Below are 19,528 nucleotides of genomic sequence, written 5' to 3' on the forward strand. Positions count from 1 at the left end.
AGTTTATAAACAGAACATCACAATCAAAGGAAACTGATTAATGTCCCCATTCCTGACCGCCTATTTCGCCCGCATCGGCTGGACGCAACCGACCGCTGTTGATATCGATACCCTGCGCGCGCTGCATTTACATCACAACTGTGCGATTCCTTTTGAAAATATTGATGTCGTTCTGCCGCGAGAGATCCATCTTGAGGATCAGAATCTGGTCGACAAACTGGTCTCCGCGCGCCGCGGAGGCTATTGCTTTGAGCAAAACGGCCTGTTCGAACGCGTATTGCGCGAAGTTGGTTTTACGGTGCGCAGCGTGCTGGGACGCGTGATATTAGCGAATCCACCGCAAATGCCGCCCCGCACGCACCGCCTGCTGCTGGTTGAGCTTAACGGCGAGCGATGGATTGCGGACGTGGGGTTTGGCGGCCAGACGCTGACGGCGCCGATTCGTCTGCTCGCGAGTGAAGAACAGGAAACGCCGCACGGTCTGTATCGTCTGCTGAGCGAGGGTAACGACTGGGTGCTGCAGTTCCGTCACCACGAGCACTGGCAGTCGATGTACCACTTTGACCTGACGACGCAGTATTTCAGTGATTACGTGATGGGGAATTTCTGGTCAGCACATTGGCCGCAGTCGCACTTCCGTCATCATCTGTTGATGTGCCGCCATCTGCCTGATGGCGGCAAGCTGACGTTAACTAACTTCAACTTTACCCACTGGCAGAATGGCCATGTGGAGGAGCAGATCCACTTGCCGGATGCTGAGGCGCTTTACCAACTGATGCGGGAACGCTTTGGGCTGGGCGTTGACGATCCTAAGCACGGTTTTTCACTTGCAGAGTTGACGGCGGTGATGGCCGGTTTCGATACACATCCTCAGGCGGGAAAATAATGTGAAAAGGGGCCTCAGCCCCTTTGTCGTATCATGGCTTACAGTTGAGTAAACTTGCCAATCCACGGACTGTTGTTTTCCGCTGACCACAGCTGAACAAGCAGCTCTCTGAATTTTTCCGCCGCCGGGCTGAGAGGGGTTTCCCGGCGTTGTACCAGCCCCAGCGTTCGCCGGATAACCGGTTCTATCAGCGGGCGGCTGACAAGGACATGATGTTCATCGGTTGGCATCGCCAGACTCGGCACAACTGACACCCCGAGACCCGCCTCTACCATCCCCAGCGACGTTGACAGATGACGCACCTCGTAAAACCAGTTCGGTTTCCAGTCCATCTTTTCGAAAGCCTGATCGATAAGCGAACGGTTTCCGCTGGAGCGCCTGACGCCAATCAGCTTCATACCTGCCAGATCGTCCCAGGTGACCAGCGGTTTTTTTGCCAGCGAATTATCCCGTCGGCATGCCAGGACAAAGGGTTCGTTCACCAGCGGCGCAAAATCGATATTGGGATGTGTGATGTTTATCATATTTATGCCGAAATCTGCGTCGCCATTTAATACCGCTTCGAGACAATCGCTGGCGCTGTGCTCAAGTATGCGAATACGGATGTTTGGGTAGTCATTGTTATAATCTCGTATCACGGAAGGCAGAAAATAGAACGCAGCAGTTGGAATACAGGAAACGGTAATAACCCCTGCCTGATGCGTCGCCATCTCTTTAATACTCAGGATCGAGCTTTCATAAAAATCGATTAAATTCTTTGCCTTAGGTAAAAATTCCCGTCCCACAGTTGTGAGCTTAACGCTGCGCGTGGAACGTTCAAACAGCGTGGTCCCCAGGCTCTCTTCCAGCTTCTGAATTCTGCGTGTTAAAGCTGGTTGTGAAATGTGAAGAAATTGAGACGCTTTTGTAAAACATCCGATTTCTGCAATTTTTACAAACGCTTGTATTCCCTGTAATTCATGCTGCATATCCGCACCTGATTATTGTTTTCCTAAATCCACGATAACGTAAGGGCTATTAATACGCAAAGCGTATTAATCCTGCTTTTTTCGACATTAGAGTTATCAACAGGAGTGTGAAAACCTAATTGCGTTCCTGATAAACGCGAAATGAGAAAAAGACATGTTAAAGATCCCTTGCGTATTAATGCGTGGCGGTACCTCAAAAGGCCCGGTCATTCTGGCCAGCGACCTGCCAGCGGAAACCGAAGCGCGTGATGCAGTTTTACTCAGCCTGATGGGCGCTGGGCATGAACTCGAAATTGACGGTATTGGCGGGGGAAGTCCGCAAACCAGTAAGGTGGCGATCGTCAGTCCGTCCGACAGTCCGGACGCGGATGTGGATTATCTGTTCGCACAAGTGATGGTGAACGAACGTAGCGTTGATACCACGCCGAACTGCGGCAATATGCTCTGTGCCGTGGGCCCCTTTGCCATTGAAAAGGGGCTGGTCAAGGCACAAAGCCCGGTGACGACGGTGCGTATCCGCAATCTGAACACCGGAACGCTGGTCGATGCCGAAGTACAAACGCCTGAGTATCGCGTCGTTTATGAAGGCGAAACTCAAATCGACGGTGTCCCAGGTACAGCGGCACCGATAGGCTTAACCTTCCTGAATTCTGCGGGTTCCAAAACGGGAAAACTGCTGCCGACCGGTAGCGTGACAAACGTGTTCGACGGTATTGAAGTCACCTGTATTGATATGGCGATGCCGATGGTTTTGATTGACGCGTCGGCGCTGGGCAAAACAGGTGGGGAGTCACCTGCAGAATTAGATGGCGATAGGGCGTTTAAGGAAAGGCTGGAGAACCTGCGCCGTCAGGCTGGCGAGGCGATGGGCTTAGGGGATGTATCCAACAAAGTGATCCCTAAACCGGTTCTTCTTAGCCGGGCGCGTAACGGCGGAACGCTTCAGGTGCGTTATTTCATGCCGCATACCTGCCATAAATCACTGGCGATTACCGGCTCGATTGGTATTTCGACCGCGACGCTTATTGAAGGCTCCGTCGCCGCGAAAATTGTTGCCGATCGTCCAAAGGAACGTTTTACCAACATTATCGATATTGAACACCCAAGTGGAAAAATATCGGTGTCATTGCTAAGAGAGGATGACAATATCGAAAATACCCGTGCAGCGGTTATTAGAACTTCACGAAAGTTATTTGAAGGTGTTGTTTGTGTACCTGAAAAAATGCTTTCTGAAGTTGATTGAATAAAGTCTCAAATAAAAAATTAACCATCTTAAATAATACATTCTGTACCTTAACTATAATACTGAGGTTATTATGGCGTTAACGCATGCTAACAATACCCTGAAAGCACCCGATCCGGCAAAAGCAAGCGCAAATATTCGCGTGATTCTGGCCCTGGCTTTATCCGGGCTTGCGGAACTGGCTTCGTTGTTTTTTATCCAACCACTGCTGCCGATGCTTGCTGTGGAATATAATGTCCCGGTCAGCCAGGTGAGTATTATCTTATCCGCAGAAACGGCATTGCTGGCAATTGGACTGCTGTTTACCGGAACATTATCCGATCACTATGGCAGGAAGCGGTTAATTATTGTCTCTCTCCTGTTGGGCGGCATTCTGACGCTGCTCTGCCCGCTGGTTCAATCCTGGGCAATGCTGGTGGCGCTGCGTGCGGTGATTGGTCTGGCACTGAGCGGCATCGCTGCGGCAGCAACGGCCTATATCAGCGAAGAGGTCGCACCGGTGGCGGCAGGCATCGTGACGGGATACTTTGTTTTCGGTAACTCAATGGGCGGCATGTCCGGGCGTATTGTGGCTAGCCAGCTGATCGACCACGTTTCAATCAATGTGATCTTTTACGGGTTTGCGGTCAGTTTGATTGCAGTTGCCATTCTGGTGAAGTTCCTGCTGCCGGAATCGAAAAACTTTACGCCTACGCAGAACCTTAACGTTATGCGTATGGTGAAAGGGGCGGCATCGCATTTCAAAAACAAAAATCTGGCGCTGGCGTTTGTCATCAGCTTCATTATTTTCGGCGCATTCACATCACTGTATAACTATCTGGCCTTCTTCCTGAAAGGCGAGCCGTTCCATATTTCACCGGCAAACGCGGGTCTTCTTTCCTTTAGCTTCGCCCTGAGTTTCTTTACGGCGCCGCAGGCTGGTCGTTTATCGGCGAAATATGGCGCAATGAAAGTCTTGCGCGTGCTGTTCCTGGTAATGGCCTTAGGGATGCTGCTGACGCTGACGTCGAATGTCGTCACCTTTATTGTTGGTGCTGTGATTTTTACCGGCTGTTTCTTCGGCTGCCATTCTATCGGTTTAAGCTGGGTCAGTAAAAATGCCACGCACGCAAGAGGCCAGGCCGTCGCGCTCTATTTATTCTTCTACTACATGGGCGGTTCGGTGATTGGTTTTATCAACGGTTTTGTCTTCCATTCAATGGGCTGGCAGGGAATGACCGGATTTATTCTGGCATTACTCGGCGTTGGCGTAGTCGTGGCTACGTATCTGGCATCCGGTAATAAGCAGGTACTGGTTCCAGCGCAGTCAGCAGAATAAATAGCATGACCATGTGTTCACGCCCTGGGGTGTGAACACAAAATGAGTACGAATATCAATCAGGTATCATTATGAAATTAGCAAGTTATATTCATCAGGGCCGCAAAAGCTACGGGATTTATACGCAACACGGCATTATCGATTTGGGTAATAAAATCGGCCATCAATATGCGACATTGAAAGATCTCCTTCAATGGGATGCGGTCGAGGTTGCCAGACAATATCACGATTACCCTGTGGATATTATGCCTGAAGACATTACCTTCCTGCCCGTTATAGAAGAGCCTGGAAAAATTTTCTGCGTGGGAATGAATTACGCTGAAAAACGAAAAGAGTTTGCTGAGACGAATAATGCGCCGACGCTCTTTATTCGTTTTCCAGACTCGCAAACGGGCCACGCGCGGCCAGTCATGAAACCGGTTCTCTCAAGTGAATTTGATTACGAAGGTGAGCTGGCTGTCATCATCGGCAAGTCTGGCAGCGGCATTGACGTTAAAGAAGCACTCAGCCATGTCGCGGGATACAGCTGCTATATGGATGGCTCCGTCCGCGACTGGCAGCACGCCTGGTTCACCGCCGGTAAAAACTGGAAGCAGACCGGCGCCTTCGGCCCCTATATGACCACGGCGGATGAGATCCCCGATCCTCACGCGTTGACCATCCACACCTGGCTGAACGGCATGCTGGTTCAGAATGATTCCACCGGCAGCATGATCCACAAAGTCGCGGATCTCATCGCCTATATCAGCACGTTCACCTCCCTCAGCGCCGGGGACGTCATTATCACCGGCTCGCCCGGTGGCGTCGGGAAAAAACGTAATCCGCCTCTGTTTATGCGCGATGGCGATCGCGTGGAAGTTGAAATCGAAAACATTGGCCGCCTGATGAACACCATCGTGGAAGCGCAACCCCAGCAGCAAGAATTGACCGTCTAAACGCTCAGGAGAGAGACGATGTACACCGCCACCACGCCAGAATTTGAGGTCATTAACGCCGGTAACGCGAAGGCCAGAGAGGAGGTAGCCCGTTTCCTGGCCCGCAACGGTTTAGGCATTGATAACGATATCGAGCAATTTATCGTTGCGCGCGATCGGCGTCAGCTTGTCGCCTGCACCGGTATTGCGGGTAACACGCTAAAGTGCATTGCCGTGGATGCCGGGTGGCGGGGTACGTCGTTAAGCCTGACGTTAATTCATGAGGCCGAGCTTCTGGCGGCACAAAACGGCGAACATCAGCTCTTTCTTTTTACCTGCCCGGATAACGTAAAGTCGTTTCGCGGATGCGGGTTTTACCCGCTGGTGACAGTCGAGAATTGTGCGGCATTAATGGAGAATACGCCGGTCGGTATTCATCGTTACTGCAGCCAGCTGCGTCGCCATCATTTCGTGCCGGGGAAAAACAATGGCGCGATCGTGATGAACGCCAATCCATTCACCCTGGGCCATCAATATCTGATCGAGCATGCGGCACGCCAGTGCGACTGGCTGCATGTTTTCGTTGTTCAGGAAGATGTCTCCGCTTTTTCGTTTAAAGAACGGTTTGCGATGGTCAGGAACGGATCGCAGCATCTCCCTAATGTCACGATTCATCCGGGGTCTGCGTATATTATTTCCCGCGGCACATTCCCGGGCTATTTCCTGAAGGATAAGCAGGTTATTGATAAAGCCTACGCTGCCATTGATCTCATGCTTTTCAGAAATTACATCGCCCCCGCGCTGAATATTAACCATCGTTTTGTCGGTACCGAACCGTTTTGCCCGTTAACCGCAGAGTATAACCGGGCGATGCATCGCTGGCTGGAAGATGAAACGAGTACGGCGGCCCGTATTAGTGTGCACGAAATAGAAAGAAAAACGGATGGCAATAATGTTCCGGTGTCGGCTTCAGCCGTTCGTCGTTTATTGAATGAAAACAAAATCTCTGCCGCCAGCCGTATGGTGCCGGCCACCACGCGCGCGTTTCTGAATAAAGAGGTACAGCATCAGCCTTGTTTATCCGAACCGATGTCGGCAGCGGTTTAACCGCATGATCACAGGAAAATTGATATGAAAATTGTGCAAGCCGCAATGGCGGGGACGCTGGAGTCCAGCGACCTGATGGTGAAGGTGAGTCCCGTCGAGAGCGGGCTGGATGTGGTCATCCAGAGCGAAGTGTATAAGCAATTTGGCGAACGTATTACAGAGGTTGTCAATGAAACCCTGGCTTCGTTCAACATCGAGCAGGGGCTGATCGTCGTTGATGATAAAGGCGCGCTGGATTGCGTGATCCGCGCCCGCGTGCAGGCTGCTCTGCTCAGAGGAATGGCCCGGGAAGACATCACATGGGAAACGTTATAATGAAAAAGTTACGCCGCAGTATGTTATTTATTCCCGGTTCAAGTGCCGCCATGCTTTCGACGGCATTTATCTATAAACCCGACTCCATTATGTTTGATCTGGAAGATGCCGTCGCGTTAAAAGAAAAAGACAGCGCCCGCCTTCTGGTATTTCATGCCCTGCAACATCCTATGTACAACGATATTGAAACCGTTGTCAGAATTAATCCTTTAAATACGCCTTTTGGATTAAAAGATCTCGAAGCCGCCGTCAGGGCGGGTGTCGATGTCATTCGTTTACCCAAGACCGACTCCCCGGAAGATATTCATCAGCTCGAACGTGAAATCGTCCGCATCGAAGAAACCTGTGGACGTCCCGTTGGCTCAACCAAATTAATGGCGGCGATAGAATCTGCCGTGGGCGTGATTAACGCTGTCGCCATTGCGAAATCCTCCGACCGCTTAATTGGTATTGCGCTGGCCGCCTTTGACTACGTGATGGATATGCAAACCGAGCGGGGCGACGGGACAGAGCTCTTCTATGCCCGGTGTGCCGTATTACATGCCGCGCGCGGGGCCGGTATTGACGCCTTCGACGTGGTATACGCCGATGTGAATGATGAGGCCGGTTTCCTGAAAGAAGTGGATCTCATCCGCCGGATGGGCTTCAACGGAAAATCGCTGATTAATCCGCGCCAAATTGAAATTCTTCATAACGCCTACGCGCCAACGCAGGAAGAAGTGGACTACGCCGAGCGCGTGATTGCCGCCGCCGAGGAGGGGGAACGCAACGGACTGGGGGTGATTTCGCTGAACGGCAAAATGATCGATGCGCCAATCATCAACCATGCCCGCGTGGTGATCGAACGCAAAAATGCCTCCGGCATTCGTCAGTAATCCCCTATTGCAAGCGACAGGATGAACAATGAAAAATCTAACTGAAACCCTGCATCACATTCCTGGCTCTCGCCGTGAATACGTCGCCTTCAGCGGCGCTAACGCGACGACGCCTTATCTTGCTGACAGCCAGCAAAAGTCACAGCGCAAACTGTTTGCCAGCGTGGACGAGGTGCTGGCCCGCTGCGATCTGCATGACGGCATGACCGTGTCTTTCCATCACGCCTTCCGCGAAGGGGATAAGGTCATCAATTACGTAATGGACAAACTGGCTCAGCGCGGCCTGAAAGGCATCACGCTCGCGTCCAGCTCATTAATGTCCTGCAATACGCCGCTTATAGATCACATACGCAATGGCGTGATCGGCAAAATCTACACCTCCGGGATGCGTGGCGAACTGGCAGATGCGATTTCGCACGGGCTGATGGACGAGCCGGTACAAATCCACTCCCACGGCGGGCGGGTAAATTTGATTCAGAAGGGCGAAATCGCCATTGATGCCGCGTTTCTGGCGGTCTCGTGCAGCGACGAATATGGCAATGCCAGCGGCAACGGCGGCACATCGCAGTGCGGCTCTCTCGGCTATGCGATGGTCGACGCAAAATATGCCAGAAAGGTGGTTTTGCTTACCGAAACCCTGAAGCCGTTCCCCAACCTGCCGGCCAGTATTATTCAGGATCAGGTTGACTATGTGGTGCAGATTGAGAGCGTCGGTGACCCGGCAAAAATCAGCGTAGGTGCCGCCAGGGTCACCAGCAATCCGCGCGAGCTGATGATTGCCCGCTCTGCTGCCGACGTTATCGAACACTCCGGCTATTTCCGCAACGGCTTTTCGATTCAGACCGGTTCAGGGGCGGCGTCAACCGCCTGTACACGGTTTATGGAAACCCGGATGCGCAAACACAATATCGTTGCCCGCTTTGCGCTCGGTGGGATCACCGGCAGTATTGTCGATCTGCATCAGAAAGGGTTAATCGAGAAGATCCTCGATACGCAAAGCTTTGACGGCGCGGCGGCAGCCTCTATGGTGGTCAATCCCGAACACGTGGAAATTTCCACCAACGTCTATGCGAACCCGGCTGCAAAAGCTGCCTGCTGCGACAGGGTGGACGTGGTCATCCTCAGCGCGCTGGAGGTGGATACCCAGTTCAACGTCAATGTCCTGACCGGCTCCGACGGCGTGATGCGCGGTGCGTCGGGCGGACACTGCGACGTCGCCGCGGCGGCAAATCTCACCATTGTGGTTGCCCCGCTGATCCGCAGCCGCATTCCTACCGTTGTCAGACAGGTCACGACTCTGGTGACGCCGGGCGAAAGTATTGACGTTTTGGTTACCGATCACGGTATTGCCGTGAACCCGGCGCGCCCGGAAATTCGCGAACGCCTGATTAACGCCGGGCTGACCGTCGTAGACATCGACGCTCTGTATCAAAAGGCGCTGCTCATCTCGGGTGAACCCAAGCCTGTCGAGTTCACTGACCGGATCGTCGGCGTGGTGCGTTACCGCGACGGGAGCGTGATAGACGTGGTTCGCCAGGTGAAGGAGTAATCCTCATGACGGATAAAGCCTCGAACGTGAAAGTCACTCTGGAACAGGTGTTGAGTGCCAGAGAACAGCGAGCCCGTCGCCAGCAGGCGTGGCTGTTTCAGTCCGAACATACGGTTGTATCCGTCACGCTGGTCTGGCCTGGGGAGGTGAAGGATACCGACCTGACCAGACGGGTGATGGCCGTCGCGAATCAAGCCCTCGGCGAGGTATTCCGTACACATCAGTGGACGGTCTGTCGGCATCAGATCCTGCAGCCGGTCACGGGGCCAGAAGCGCTCTGGTCGGTGTCGGCACCGGCGTGGATGATCAAGCACGTCACGGCGCATCTGGAAGATAACCATCCTCTGGGGCGCCTGTGGGACATCGACGTGTTTTGTCCGAAGACGGGACTGCTGAAAAGAAACGCCATCCAGCAGCCGATGCGCCGATGCTTTATCTGTCATGAACCCGCTCATGTCTGCTCTCGTGCCCGCCGTCATTCGCAGGCCGAACTCACGCGCGTAATCGAGGCGTTAACCGATGACTACTTCGCTTGCCAGATGTAATGCGCCAGAGGTTCAGCGCACCTTCGCTGAGCTGGCTACCGAGGCCATGTATCGGGAAATTCGCTTAACCCCGAAGCCGGGTCTGGTGGATCGCGTAAACAGCGGGGCGCATCGCGACATGGATTTTGCGCTTTTCATAACGAGTATCGCGGCGATTGCGCCCTGGTTCTCGACGTTCTTTAACGTTGGCAGAGAGACGGCTCATCTGACTGGCCCGCAAACGCTGCGGGCCATAAGACCGACCGGTCTGGCCTGCGAGCAGGCGATGTTTGACGCCACCGGCGGGGTGAATACCCATAAAGGTGGGATCTTCTCTCTGGGGCTGCTGTGTACCGCGGCGGGACGTCTGACGCAAAGGGATGAAACGCTTACGCAGCGCAGCTTATGCCGCGAGACCCGCATTATCTGTACCGGCATCGTTGAACAGGAGTTGAAAACGACCGGTATCGCCAGAACGAAGGGCGAGCAGCAGTTCCAGACATACGGGTTTACCGGGGCGAGAGGGGAAGCGGCCAGCGGTTTTATCACCGTTCGCCAGGCGGGTCTCCCGCACCTGCGCACCGCGTCAGGTCAGGGCGAATCCGAAGATGTAGCGCTCTTGAGAATGCTGCTGGGTTTGATGGCGGCGAATCCGGATACCAATCTGGTTTCCCGAGGCGGAATTGAAGGGCTGAATTATGCCAGACGTTATTCAAGGCGATTATTAAAAATAAAACGTCTCACGGCGGATAAATTAGTTATCGCGCTGCTCAGAATGGACGCGGAATTTATCAAACGCAATTTAAGCCCCGGCGGTAGCGCCGATCTTATTTCCGTTGGCTGGTTATTGTCGCAATTTCCACCCGACTAATCGCGAATAGCGTAACAGGAAAACGTCATGATTGAACAACGCCTGCAGCAGCTCAGTAAGGGTTATACCCTTGTTCTGATCCCGGGTCTCAGAGATAGCGATGAACATCACTGGCAAAGCTGCTGGGGTCGGCGTTTTCCCTTCTGGAAACGGATCCAGCAGAAAAACTGGTTTGAGCCCGACATCGAAAACTGGGTCTCCGCCATTACCCGCGAGCTGGCAATGTGTCCGCTGCCCGCCATCCTCGTCGGCCACAGCTTTGGCGCGCTGGCGTCATGTCGGCTGCTGCAAACGCGGCGGGTAAACGTCGCTGGGGTGGTGATGGTCGCACCGGCTGAACCCGCTTTTTTCGGCCTCGAAGAGGCCATTCAGCCAACGCCATTACCCGTCCCCTGCATGATATTTGCCAGCCGAAACGATCCTCTGATGCCTTTTGCTCGCGCTCACTACTGGGCAACGTGCTGGCGCGGCCATCTCATCGATATCGGTGAGGCCGGACATATTAATTCTGAGTCCGGTTTTGGCGAATGGCCTTACGGACTCGAACGATTAACCGAATTTTGTGAACAACTTTAGCTTTAACAGGAGAACCTATGTTAGATGATTATCATCAGCACCAGAAAGCGCGCGCTGAATCGGGTATTCCGGCGAAACCGTTAACAGCGGAACAAACCGATGCACTTATTTATCGTTTAATAAATGATGCGCCCGCGCATCATCCGCTATTAATCGATTTATTAACCCACTGCGTCCCGCCGGGCGTCGATCCTGCGGCAAAGCTAAAAGCCGATTTTTTATTCAAGGTGGCATTGCAGGAATACCGTGTTAACGGGCTTTCTCCTGAAGCGGCTACGACGCTGCTGGGGTCCATGCAGGGGGGCTATAACGTCCAGCCGCTGATTGAGCTCCTTGACCATCCGAACCTGGCACCGCTGGCCGCTGAGCAGCTCTCTTCTACCATCCTGATCTTTGAAAAATTCAGCCAGGTGGAAACCAAAGCGCAGAGCGGCAACGTCCGGGCAAAAGAGGTGCTTCACTCCTGGGCAAATGCCGAGTGGTTCACGCGCCGCCCGGCCATGCCTGAAAAAATTACCCTGAAGGTGTTTAAGGTTCCCGGTGAGACCAATACCGACGATTTGTCTCCGGCACCGGAGGCGTGGTCACGTCCTGATATTCCGCTGCACGCGCTCTCCATGCTCAGTAACGTCAGGGAAGGGGTAGCACCTGATGAACCCGGCGTACGTGGCCCTTTGCACCAGCTGGCAGAACTCAAAGCGTCGGGCTGGCCGCTGGTGTACGTCGGTGACGTCGTGGGGACAGGATCCTCACGTAAATCCGCCACCAACTCCATCCTTTGGCACATCGGGAACGATATTCCGTACGTGCCGAATAAACGTAACGGCGGGTTTGTGTTTGGCGGCAAAATCGCGCCCATTTTCTTCAACACGCTGGAAGATTCCGGTGCGCTGCCAATAGAGATGGATGTCTCCGCGCTGACGACCGGGATGCTGATCGATCTTTACCCGTACAAGGGCGAAATTCGTGAGACAGAAAGCCAGCGGCTGGTGACGACCTTTACCCTTAAAACCGAAGTGCTGCTGGACGAAGTACGCGCCGGCGGGCGGATCCCGTTGATTATCGGACGCAGCCTGACTGCGAAAGCGCGGGAATCGCTGAAGCTTGGGCCTTCCGCGGTATTCCGCACGCCCGCTTTGCCTGCGCCATCCGAAACCGGCTTTACGCTGGCACAGAAAATGGTGGGTAAAGCCTGCGGCGTGGCGGGGATCCGCCCCGGGCAGTATTGCGAGCCGAAGATCGCGACCGTGGGATCGCAGGATACCACCGGCGGGATGACGCGCGACGAGCTGACCGACCTGGCCTGCCTCACGTTTTCAGCCGACCTGGTGATGCAGTCTTTCTGCCACACCTCTGCCTACCCTAAGCCGGTAGATGTGCAACTGCATGAAACCCTGCCGCAGTTTATCACCCGCCGGAATGGGGTGGCGCTCAAGCCGGGTGACGGCATTATCCACTCGTGGCTTAACCGCATGCTGCTGCCGGATACAGTAGGCACGGGTGCCGACTCCCATACCCGCTTCCCGCTGGGGATCTCCTTCCCGGGCGGCTCCGGGCTGGTGGCGTTCGCCGCGGCAACCGGCATCATGCCGCTGGATATGCCTGAGTCGGTGCTGGTGCGCTTCAAGGGCGAGATGCAGAAAGGGATCACCCTGCGCGACCTGGTGCATGCCATTCCGCTCTACGCCAGAAAGCAGGGGCTGTTGACGGTCGAGAAAAAGAATAAGCGTAACGTTTTCTCGGGCCGGATCCTCGAAATTGAAGGCCTGGAAACATTAAGCGCAGAGCAGGCGTTTGAACTGGCTGACGCCTCCGCGGAACGCTCCGCTGCCGCGTGCGTTATGCGCCTGGCGGAAGAGAATGTCGCGCAATATCTGCGTTCCAATGCGGCCTTGCTGCGCTGGATGGTTAAGCAAGGGTATGAGAATGCCGCCACGCTTGAACGCCGCATTGCTGAAATTGAGGCGTGGCTGGCTAACCCGTCACTGCTCTGCGCCGATCCTGACGCGGAATATGCGGCAGTCATTGAGATCGATCTCAATGAAATCACCGAGCCGGTGGTCTGTGCCCCGGACGATCCGGACGATGCCCGGTTACTTTCGGAGGTTGCCAGCACCCCTATTGAAGAGGTCTTCATTGGCTCCTGCATGACAAACATCGGTCATTTCCGCGCTGCGGGGAAAATCATGGCCGGTGCCAGCGAAAACCAGGCGCGTTTGTGGCTCGCACCGCCGACAAAAATGGATGCACAACAGCTCTCCCGCGAAGGCTATTTTAATCAGTTTATTAAATCGGGGGCGAGAATCGAGCCTGCGGGCTGTTCCCTGTGTATGGGGAACCAGGCGAGGGTGCGTGAGGGGAGCAACGTAGTATCGACGTCCACTCGAAATTTCCCGCATCGTCTGGGAACAAATGCGAAAGTCTTCCTTGCCTCAGCTGAATTAAGCACCGTCGCTGCCATACTGGGTAAAATGCCAACCGTGGAAGACTATTTTAGCTATACGGATAAACTTCACGATGCGCATGAAAATATCTATCGCTATCTCAGTTTTGATACCCTGACCTCATATCAATTCAAAGAGAGTGATAATATCGATATTGTTAGTGTGTGATTTTTAGTTATTCATTTGGCAAATGTATTTAATCGGTGGAGGCCTCTTTCTGGTGCGGCCTCTGCTATTCAGGGACCCTTTTCTCATGGGTGAGATATGCTTAAATCCAATGTTTTAAAAACAATCTTACTTGCCGTAATAATATTACTATCAATATTTATTCCTCCGCCTGATGGATTAACCAAAGAGGCGTGGATACTGGCAGGCATATATCTGTCTGCTATCGTTGGGCTGGTCATTAAACCGTATCCCGAACCCGTCATTATGCTGGTCGCGGTGGCATTAACCTGTTTTACCGTAACAAAATTCCCGGATTCTCCTGTCAAATCAATGGATGTCCTGAGCGGATACGCCTCAGGTACGACTTGGCTGGTGTTTAGCGCCTTTACGCTTAGCGCGGCGTTTGTTACTACCGGTCTGGGGAAACGCCTTGCCTACTGGTTTATCCTCAAGTTTGGCAGCACGACGCTGAGGCTGGGGTATGTGACCGCCTTGCTGGATTTGGTGCTGGCACCGGCGACACCCTCAAATACCGCGCGGGCAGGTGGCGTGGTTTTCCCTATTATTAACAGCATCGCGACGGTATTAGGCTCAACGCCAAAAGAGACCCCGTGCAAGGCTGGCCGTTATTTAATGGTCAATGTCTATATGGTGACTAAAACGACCAGCTATATGTTTTTAACGGGCTTTGCCGGAAACGCGTTAGCGCTACAGCTAATTTCCGATATCTTCCATGTTCATATTAGCTGGATAGGCTGGATGCTGGCGGGAGCACCGTTGGGGTTATTGATGCTGTGTATCATTCCCTATATTTGCTATCGCGTTGCCTCCCCGGAAATTAAAAAAATTGATAATGTCGCTATTGCTACCAACGGCTTGCAAAGTCTCGGGGCAATGAGCCTCAAAGAGAAGGGCCTGGTCGTTATTTTTATCGCTGCCTTATTGGGCTGGATCTTTTCTCGTCAGCTTGGGCTCAATGAATCCGCCGTCGCCATTATCGCAATGGGCGCGGCGCTGCTGTTTAATATTATCGGCTGGAGCGACGTACAGAAAAACAAAGGCGGCTGGAATACCCTGATGTGGTACGGGGGCATCATCGGTCTGAGCGCCACCCTGAGCAAGGAGGGATTTTTCCGCTGGCTGGCGGATTTCCTGTCAGCGCATCTCGATTTTCTCAGCGCGGGGAATATGACCATCGTTATTATCGTGTTTCTCAGCGTGCTGGTTCGCTATTTCTTTGCCTCAGGTGGGGCGTACGTTGCGGCGATGGTGCCGGTCTTTGCCACCGTGGGGCTGGTTACCGGAACGGCACCCGTTCTGCTTGCTCTCGCCATTCTGTTTTCCAACTCCTATGGAGGTTGTATCACGCATTATGGCGGCGCAGCGGGGCCGATTATCTTCGCCGCCGGGTACAACGACATCAGGTCATGGTGGACTATCGGCACGCTCGTGGCGTTGTGCACGTTTTTAATCCACATGTTCCTCGGCATTCCCTGGTGGGGCTTCCTGATGCAGCACGGCATGCTGCAGTCTTAACGGATGAGGAGATGGTGAAACGCAGGCCGGGTAAGGCGTCGCCGCCACCCGGCAACATCACGGCTCAGACGGGGTAGTAAACAACTCGAGCGTAATTAATGTATCGAGATGCCTGTTAAACGCGGCCTCGTCCATTTCGGGCATGTTTAAGATATACATCCCGTCAAGACCACACACCAGACCAATCAAGCGCCAGGCAATATTTTCTGCCCGATCGCCCGGACGCAATGCCCCGGCCTTCGTTCCTGCTTTGATTAGCGCCACCGTTTCCTGATGCCACATCTCCATGGTCATCACATAGGCACCCTTGATGTCAGCATCACGACTGGCAAGGATCTGGGCTTCACGCCACAGGCGAATATAGGGCTCAAACCTCCCGTCATCGCTGCCGAGCATGGCATGAAGCTGCTCCCGCCAACCGGCCTGTTTACCCGCGACATCCGCATCCAGCAGCTCGCGAATCAACCGTACGAAGGCCAGCGATTTTAGCTCCCCGCCGGACGTAAAGTGATGATGCACCTGTCCGGTGGCGACTCCGGCTTCAGCCGCAACGCGGCGTACCGTCATTGCCGCCAGTCCTTCTGCCAGCGCCACGCGCATGGCGGCCTGTAAGATGGCTTCCCGCCGTTCATCCTTGCTCAGATATCGCATGTTTACTCACTCTCAATGGGAACGAAACGAGTGTAACAAAAAGCTGGACATGCGTTCAACTTTACGTAGGATCGCATCCTGGACATGTGTCCATGTTTTAAAAGAAAAGGAAATTTATGTTTCGTCAGTGGTTAGCGTTAGTGATTATCGTGCTGGTGTATATCCCGGTGGCGATCGACGCGACGGTGCTGCACGTGGCGGCGCCGACATTGAGCATGACGCTGGGTGCCAGCGGCAATGAATTGCTGTGGATCATCGATATTTACTCGCTGGTGATGGCGGGTATGGTGTTGCCGATGGGCGCCCTGGGTGACCGTATCGGTTTTAAACGGCTGTTGATGATCGGCAGTACGCTGTTTGGCCTGTCATCGCTGGCGGCAGCGTTTGCCCCGTCAGCAGGGTGGCTGATTGCGGCGCGCGCCTCGCTGGCAATTGGTGCGGCGATGATTATTCCGGCTACGCTGGCTGGGATCCGTACGCTGTTTATCGACGCGCGGGATCGTAATATTGCGCTCGGCGTCTGGGCGGCGGTCGGTTCCGGTGGTGCGGCGTTTGGTCCGTTGATTGGCGGTATGCTGCTTGAGCATTTTTACTGGGGATCGGTGTTTTTAATTAACGTGCCGATTGTGCTGGTGGTGGTTTCGCTGGTCGCGCGTTTTGTGCCTCCTCAGCACGGCCGCCCGGAGCAGCCGCTGAATATTAGCCATGCCATTATGCTGATTGTGGCGATTTTACTGCTGGTCTACAGTGCGAAAACCGCCCTGAAAGGCGCGCTGTCACCGTGGATAGTCGCGTCCGCGTTGATTACCGGCTCGGTACTGCTGTTTATCTTCGTGCGTATTCAGCTCCGCGCTCGCGTACCGATGATCGACATGCGTCTCTTCTGCCATCGCATCATTTTGAGCGGCGTGGTGATGGCGATGACCGCCATGATTGCCCTGGTCGGGTTTGAGCTGCTGATGGCCCAGGAACTGCAGTTTGTTCATGGCTTTACGCCGTTTGAAGCGGGCATGTTCATGCTGCCGGTGATGGTCGCCAGCGGGTTCAGTGGTCCGATCGCGGGCGTGCTGGTTGGGCGATTAGGGTTACGCATCGTCGCGGCCGGCGGCATGGGGCTCAGCGCCGTCAGCTTTATCGGCCTGTCGATGCTCGACTTCAGCACACAGCAGTGGCAGGCGTGGGGACTGATGGTGCTGCTCGGCTTCAGTGCCGCCAGCGCGCTGCTGGCCTCGACCTCGGCAATTATGGCGGCCGCGCCGAAAGAGAAAGCCGCCGCCGCAGGGGCAATTGAAACCATGTCCTACGAACTGGGGGCCGGACTGGGGATCGCCATTTTTGGTCTGCTGTTGACCCGCAGCTTCTCTGCGTCGATTGACCTGCCGCAAGGGCTGAATGCCTCGCTCGTCGATAAAGCCTCGTCATCCATTGGTGAGGCGATGAAGGTGGCGCAGGATCTGACCCCGACGCTGGCGGAGTCGGTGATTGAGGCGGCGAAAAGCGCGTTTATCACCTCGCACAGCGTGGCGCTGGGCAGCGCGGGCGGAATGCTGCTGCTGTTGGCAGTGGGGATCTGGTTCAGCCTGGCGAAGGTCAAGCCGCAGTAATACAGGGCGCGCGGTTGGCGCGGGCGGGGCAGATGGGCTATGTTTTTTACAGGATTATCTGACTCTTGCTGGAAAATATGAGCCTTCGCCACAGCAGTGAACCGTCCCAACCGCTCTCCCGGTTAACCCTGCTTGCAGGGGGGGCGCTGGGCGTCGTTTTTGGTGATATCGGCACCAGCCCGCTTTATACCTTTCGGACGGTACTTTCGCTCTCTGAGCATGACCCTACGCCCGGCGTCATACTGGGCCTGCTCTCCCTGATCACCTGGACACTCATCCTGGTGACATCCATAAAATATGCCGCCTTCGCCATGCGAATTGATAATCATGGCGAGGGGGGCATCATGGCCTTAATGTCGCTTCTGGTGGAGAAAGGCAAAGGCGGGCGCTGGGTCATTTTTGCCGCCCTGATTGGCGCCGCGTTGATATACGGTGATGGCGCGATCACCCCGGCCATCTCCGTGCTTTCCGCCCTTGAAGGACTGGAGATGGTGATCCCTGAGTCCCAGCCGTACATATTACCCCTGACGGTGGCAGTGTTGCTGGCGCTGTTTCTTATCCAGCCTTTTGGTACCGCCCGCATAGGGAAGATATTTGGCCCGGTGATGGCACTGTGGTTCCTGGCGATTGCGGCCCTGGGCGTGCGGGGGATCCTTCAGCACCCCTCGGTACTGTTGGCTCTTAATCCTGCTTACGGCATCGCGTTTTTGTTTTCGAACGGGTATACCAGTTTCCTGGTCCTGGGCGGCGTTTTTCTCTGCGTGACGGGGGCCGAGGCCCTGTATGCAGACATGGGGCATTTTGGTAAAAAGCCGATCTGGCTTGCCTGGTACGGTATCGTCTTTCCTTCGCTGCTGCTCAACTATGCTGGCCAGTCAGCGCTGATTCTGGCCGGTGCCGACAGCAAGCAAAACCTTTTCTACACGCTCTGTCCGCCTGTTCTCCAGGTTCCTCTCATCATTCTTGCCGCGCTGGCGACGATCATTGCCAGTCAGGCGATTATTACCGGCGCTTTTTCCATGACGCGCCAGGCCATTCAGCTTGGCTGGTTACCCCGGTTACGCATCAAACAGACGGCGGCAGAAAGCTACGGTCAGATTTATATCGGGATAATAAACTGGCTGCTGATGGTGGTGACGATTGGCCTGGTGGTGTTCTTTAAATCCTCCGATAAGCTTGCCGCGGCGTACGGCATCGCCGTGTCGTTAACCATGCTGATGACTACGGGGCTGTTGTTTGTGGCGATGCGGGAAGTGTGGCGCTGGAGCCGGGTCAGCAGCGCGCTTATTGCCCTCTGTTTCCTGGTGATTGATGCCACCTTCTTGTTTGCCAATCTAATTAAAGTCCTGGAGGGTGGCTATATCCCGCTGCTGATGGCCGCAGCCATTTGTACGGTGATGCTAATCTGGCACCGCGGCGTTAAGGCGGTCTCCGCATCGGTGGGCGAGAAGGGCGTCAGCGTGGATGCGTTCTTTGCCCAGCTTCAGCAAAAGACGGTGCCCAGAGTGGTAGGCTCTGCCGTGTTTTTGACCCGTACACAGAACAATATCCCACCGGTCATGCGCTGGCATGTCGCGCGAAACCGGGCGCTACAGCAGGATGTGTTGTCGCTGACCATTGATATACTCAATGTGCCCTACGTCGGGGAAGAGCAGCGTATCAGGGTGGAACAGCGCGCGCCGGGCTACTGGCACGGCGTGGCGCAATATGGCTTTATGGAACACCCGGACATTCCGCGGTTGTTACAGGGGGTCAGCGAGATTAACGCGCTTTTTGCCACGGATGATGCCACCTGGTATGTCGGGCATGAAACCATTGTGGCAGGCGAAGGCGGGGCCGGTATGGCGGCCTGGCAACGGCACATTTTTGCCTTCATGAAACGCAACTGCACGCACGTCATTAACCACTACCACCTTCCCAGCGATCGGGTGGTTGAAATCAGCCGGCGCGTTGCGGTATAGACTCTGGCGAAAGCAGAG

Annotated in this window: 17 protein-coding genes; 15 read left to right on the forward strand and 2 right to left on the reverse strand. The window is 54.5% G+C overall.

Annotated elements, in window-relative coordinates:
• Positions 1-40 precede the first annotated feature (40 nt).
• Positions 41-886 carry an N-hydroxyarylamine O-acetyltransferase gene (gene nhoA / locus P349_RS15400; RefSeq protein WP_032647428.1) on the forward strand — a complete coding sequence of 282 codons (846 nt, stop codon included), beginning with the start codon at positions 41-43 and terminating at the stop codon, positions 884-886.
• A gap of 38 nt (positions 887-924) precedes the next feature.
• On the opposite strand, the gene P349_RS15395 is transcribed toward nhoA, so the two are convergent.
• On the reverse strand, positions 925-1,854 hold the full coding sequence (locus P349_RS15395) for a LysR family transcriptional regulator (RefSeq protein ID WP_050597486.1): 930 nt from the start codon (positions 1,852-1,854) through the stop codon (positions 925-927).
• 154 nt (positions 1,855-2,008) lie between these two features.
• Between P349_RS15395 and P349_RS15390 the strand changes: the two genes are divergently transcribed.
• From P349_RS15390 to P349_RS15335, 12 genes are all read left to right on the forward strand, one after another.
• Positions 2,009-3,097: a 4-oxalomesaconate tautomerase gene (locus P349_RS15390; protein ID WP_032647426.1), complete on the forward strand. Its 1,089-nt coding sequence runs from the start codon at positions 2,009-2,011 to the stop codon at positions 3,095-3,097.
• 73 nt (positions 3,098-3,170) lie between these two features.
• A complete protein-coding gene (locus P349_RS15385; RefSeq protein WP_032647424.1) occupies positions 3,171-4,415 on the forward strand; it encodes an MFS transporter in 1,245 nt (414 codons plus the stop codon).
• A 71-nt stretch (positions 4,416-4,486) separates the two neighbouring features.
• Positions 4,487-5,350 carry a fumarylacetoacetate hydrolase family protein gene (locus P349_RS15380; protein ID WP_032647422.1) on the forward strand — a complete coding sequence of 288 codons (864 nt, stop codon included), beginning with the start codon at positions 4,487-4,489 and terminating at the stop codon, positions 5,348-5,350.
• A gap of 18 nt (positions 5,351-5,368) precedes the next feature.
• Complete coding sequence (gene citC, locus P349_RS15375) at positions 5,369-6,436, forward strand: [citrate (pro-3S)-lyase] ligase (RefSeq protein ID WP_032647421.1); 1,068 nt, start codon at positions 5,369-5,371, stop codon at positions 6,434-6,436.
• Positions 6,437-6,460: 24 nt separating this feature from the next.
• Positions 6,461-6,751: a citrate lyase acyl carrier protein gene (gene citD / locus P349_RS15370; protein ID WP_032647419.1), complete on the forward strand. Its 291-nt coding sequence runs from the start codon at positions 6,461-6,463 to the stop codon at positions 6,749-6,751.
• The gene (gene citE, locus P349_RS15365) at positions 6,751-7,626 is read left to right on the forward strand and encodes a citrate (pro-3S)-lyase subunit beta (RefSeq protein ID WP_032647417.1); all 876 of its coding nucleotides are present in this window, start codon (positions 6,751-6,753) and stop codon (positions 7,624-7,626) included. The genes citD and citE overlap by 1 nt, the downstream gene beginning before the upstream one ends.
• Before the next feature lie 28 nt (positions 7,627-7,654).
• Complete coding sequence (gene citF / locus P349_RS15360) at positions 7,655-9,175, forward strand: citrate lyase subunit alpha (RefSeq protein WP_032647415.1); 1,521 nt, start codon at positions 7,655-7,657, stop codon at positions 9,173-9,175.
• A 5-nt stretch (positions 9,176-9,180) separates the two neighbouring features.
• A complete protein-coding gene (gene citX, locus P349_RS15355) occupies positions 9,181-9,720 on the forward strand; it encodes a citrate lyase holo-[acyl-carrier protein] synthase (RefSeq protein WP_032647413.1) in 540 nt (179 codons plus the stop codon).
• Positions 9,695-10,570, forward strand: a complete 876-nt coding sequence (gene citG, locus P349_RS15350; protein WP_032647411.1) for a triphosphoribosyl-dephospho-CoA synthase CitG — start codon at positions 9,695-9,697, stop codon at positions 10,568-10,570. The genes citX and citG overlap by 26 nt, the downstream gene beginning before the upstream one ends.
• Before the next feature lie 27 nt (positions 10,571-10,597).
• Complete coding sequence (locus P349_RS15345; RefSeq protein WP_032647409.1) at positions 10,598-11,146, forward strand: RBBP9/YdeN family alpha/beta hydrolase; 549 nt, start codon at positions 10,598-10,600, stop codon at positions 11,144-11,146.
• A gap of 17 nt (positions 11,147-11,163) precedes the next feature.
• Entirely contained in the window at positions 11,164-13,758 is a 2,595-nt protein-coding gene (locus P349_RS15340; protein ID WP_032647407.1) for a bifunctional aconitate hydratase 2/2-methylisocitrate dehydratase, read from the forward strand.
• A 96-nt stretch (positions 13,759-13,854) separates the two neighbouring features.
• On the forward strand, positions 13,855-15,294 hold the full coding sequence (locus P349_RS15335; protein ID WP_032647406.1) for an anion permease: 1,440 nt from the start codon (positions 13,855-13,857) through the stop codon (positions 15,292-15,294).
• A 57-nt stretch (positions 15,295-15,351) separates the two neighbouring features.
• Here P349_RS15335 and P349_RS15330 read toward each other — a convergent pair whose 3' ends face one another.
• Positions 15,352-15,945: a TetR family transcriptional regulator gene (locus P349_RS15330; RefSeq protein ID WP_032647404.1), complete on the reverse strand. Its 594-nt coding sequence runs from the start codon at positions 15,943-15,945 to the stop codon at positions 15,352-15,354.
• Between the two features lie 116 nt (positions 15,946-16,061).
• Between P349_RS15330 and P349_RS15325 the strand changes: the two genes are divergently transcribed.
• Both P349_RS15325 and P349_RS15320 read left to right on the forward strand, forming a co-directional pair.
• Positions 16,062-17,549, forward strand: coding sequence for an MFS transporter (locus tag P349_RS15325; RefSeq protein WP_032647401.1), 1,488 nt, complete (start codon positions 16,062-16,064; stop codon positions 17,547-17,549).
• Between the two features lie 77 nt (positions 17,550-17,626).
• Complete coding sequence (locus P349_RS15320) at positions 17,627-19,510, forward strand: potassium transporter Kup (RefSeq protein WP_032647843.1); 1,884 nt, start codon at positions 17,627-17,629, stop codon at positions 19,508-19,510.
• The last annotated feature ends 18 nt before the right edge of the window (positions 19,511-19,528 follow it).

Source organism: Enterobacter sp. DC4, assembly GCF_000568095.1.
Classification (GTDB): domain Bacteria; phylum Pseudomonadota; class Gammaproteobacteria; order Enterobacterales; family Enterobacteriaceae; genus Enterobacter; species Enterobacter pseudoroggenkampii.

Excerpts from the sequence above, each read along its gene's own strand:
- nhoA (WP_032647428.1), top strand. The coding sequence starts at position 41 with ATGTCCCCATTCCTGACCGCCTATTTCGCCCGCATCGGCTGGACGCAA.
- P349_RS15395 (WP_050597486.1), bottom strand. The coding sequence starts at position 1,854 with ATGCAGCATGAATTACAGGGAATACAAGCGTTTGTAAAAATTGCAGAA.
- P349_RS15390 (WP_032647426.1), top strand. The coding sequence starts at position 2,009 with ATGTTAAAGATCCCTTGCGTATTAATGCGTGGCGGTACCTCAAAAGGC.
- P349_RS15385 (WP_032647424.1), top strand. The coding sequence starts at position 3,171 with ATGGCGTTAACGCATGCTAACAATACCCTGAAAGCACCCGATCCGGCA.
- P349_RS15380 (WP_032647422.1), top strand. The coding sequence starts at position 4,487 with ATGAAATTAGCAAGTTATATTCATCAGGGCCGCAAAAGCTACGGGATT.
- citC (WP_032647421.1), top strand. The coding sequence starts at position 5,369 with ATGTACACCGCCACCACGCCAGAATTTGAGGTCATTAACGCCGGTAAC.
- citD (WP_032647419.1), top strand. The coding sequence starts at position 6,461 with ATGAAAATTGTGCAAGCCGCAATGGCGGGGACGCTGGAGTCCAGCGAC.
- citE (WP_032647417.1), top strand. The coding sequence starts at position 6,751 with ATGAAAAAGTTACGCCGCAGTATGTTATTTATTCCCGGTTCAAGTGCC.
- citF (WP_032647415.1), top strand. The coding sequence starts at position 7,655 with ATGAAAAATCTAACTGAAACCCTGCATCACATTCCTGGCTCTCGCCGT.
- citX (WP_032647413.1), top strand. The coding sequence starts at position 9,181 with ATGACGGATAAAGCCTCGAACGTGAAAGTCACTCTGGAACAGGTGTTG.
- citG (WP_032647411.1), top strand. The coding sequence starts at position 9,695 with ATGACTACTTCGCTTGCCAGATGTAATGCGCCAGAGGTTCAGCGCACC.
- P349_RS15345 (WP_032647409.1), top strand. The coding sequence starts at position 10,598 with ATGATTGAACAACGCCTGCAGCAGCTCAGTAAGGGTTATACCCTTGTT.
- P349_RS15340 (WP_032647407.1), top strand. The coding sequence starts at position 11,164 with ATGTTAGATGATTATCATCAGCACCAGAAAGCGCGCGCTGAATCGGGT.
- P349_RS15335 (WP_032647406.1), top strand. The coding sequence starts at position 13,855 with ATGCTTAAATCCAATGTTTTAAAAACAATCTTACTTGCCGTAATAATA.
- P349_RS15330 (WP_032647404.1), bottom strand. The coding sequence starts at position 15,945 with ATGCGATATCTGAGCAAGGATGAACGGCGGGAAGCCATCTTACAGGCC.
- P349_RS15325 (WP_032647401.1), top strand. The coding sequence starts at position 16,062 with ATGTTTCGTCAGTGGTTAGCGTTAGTGATTATCGTGCTGGTGTATATC.
- P349_RS15320 (WP_032647843.1), top strand. The coding sequence starts at position 17,627 with ATGAGCCTTCGCCACAGCAGTGAACCGTCCCAACCGCTCTCCCGGTTA.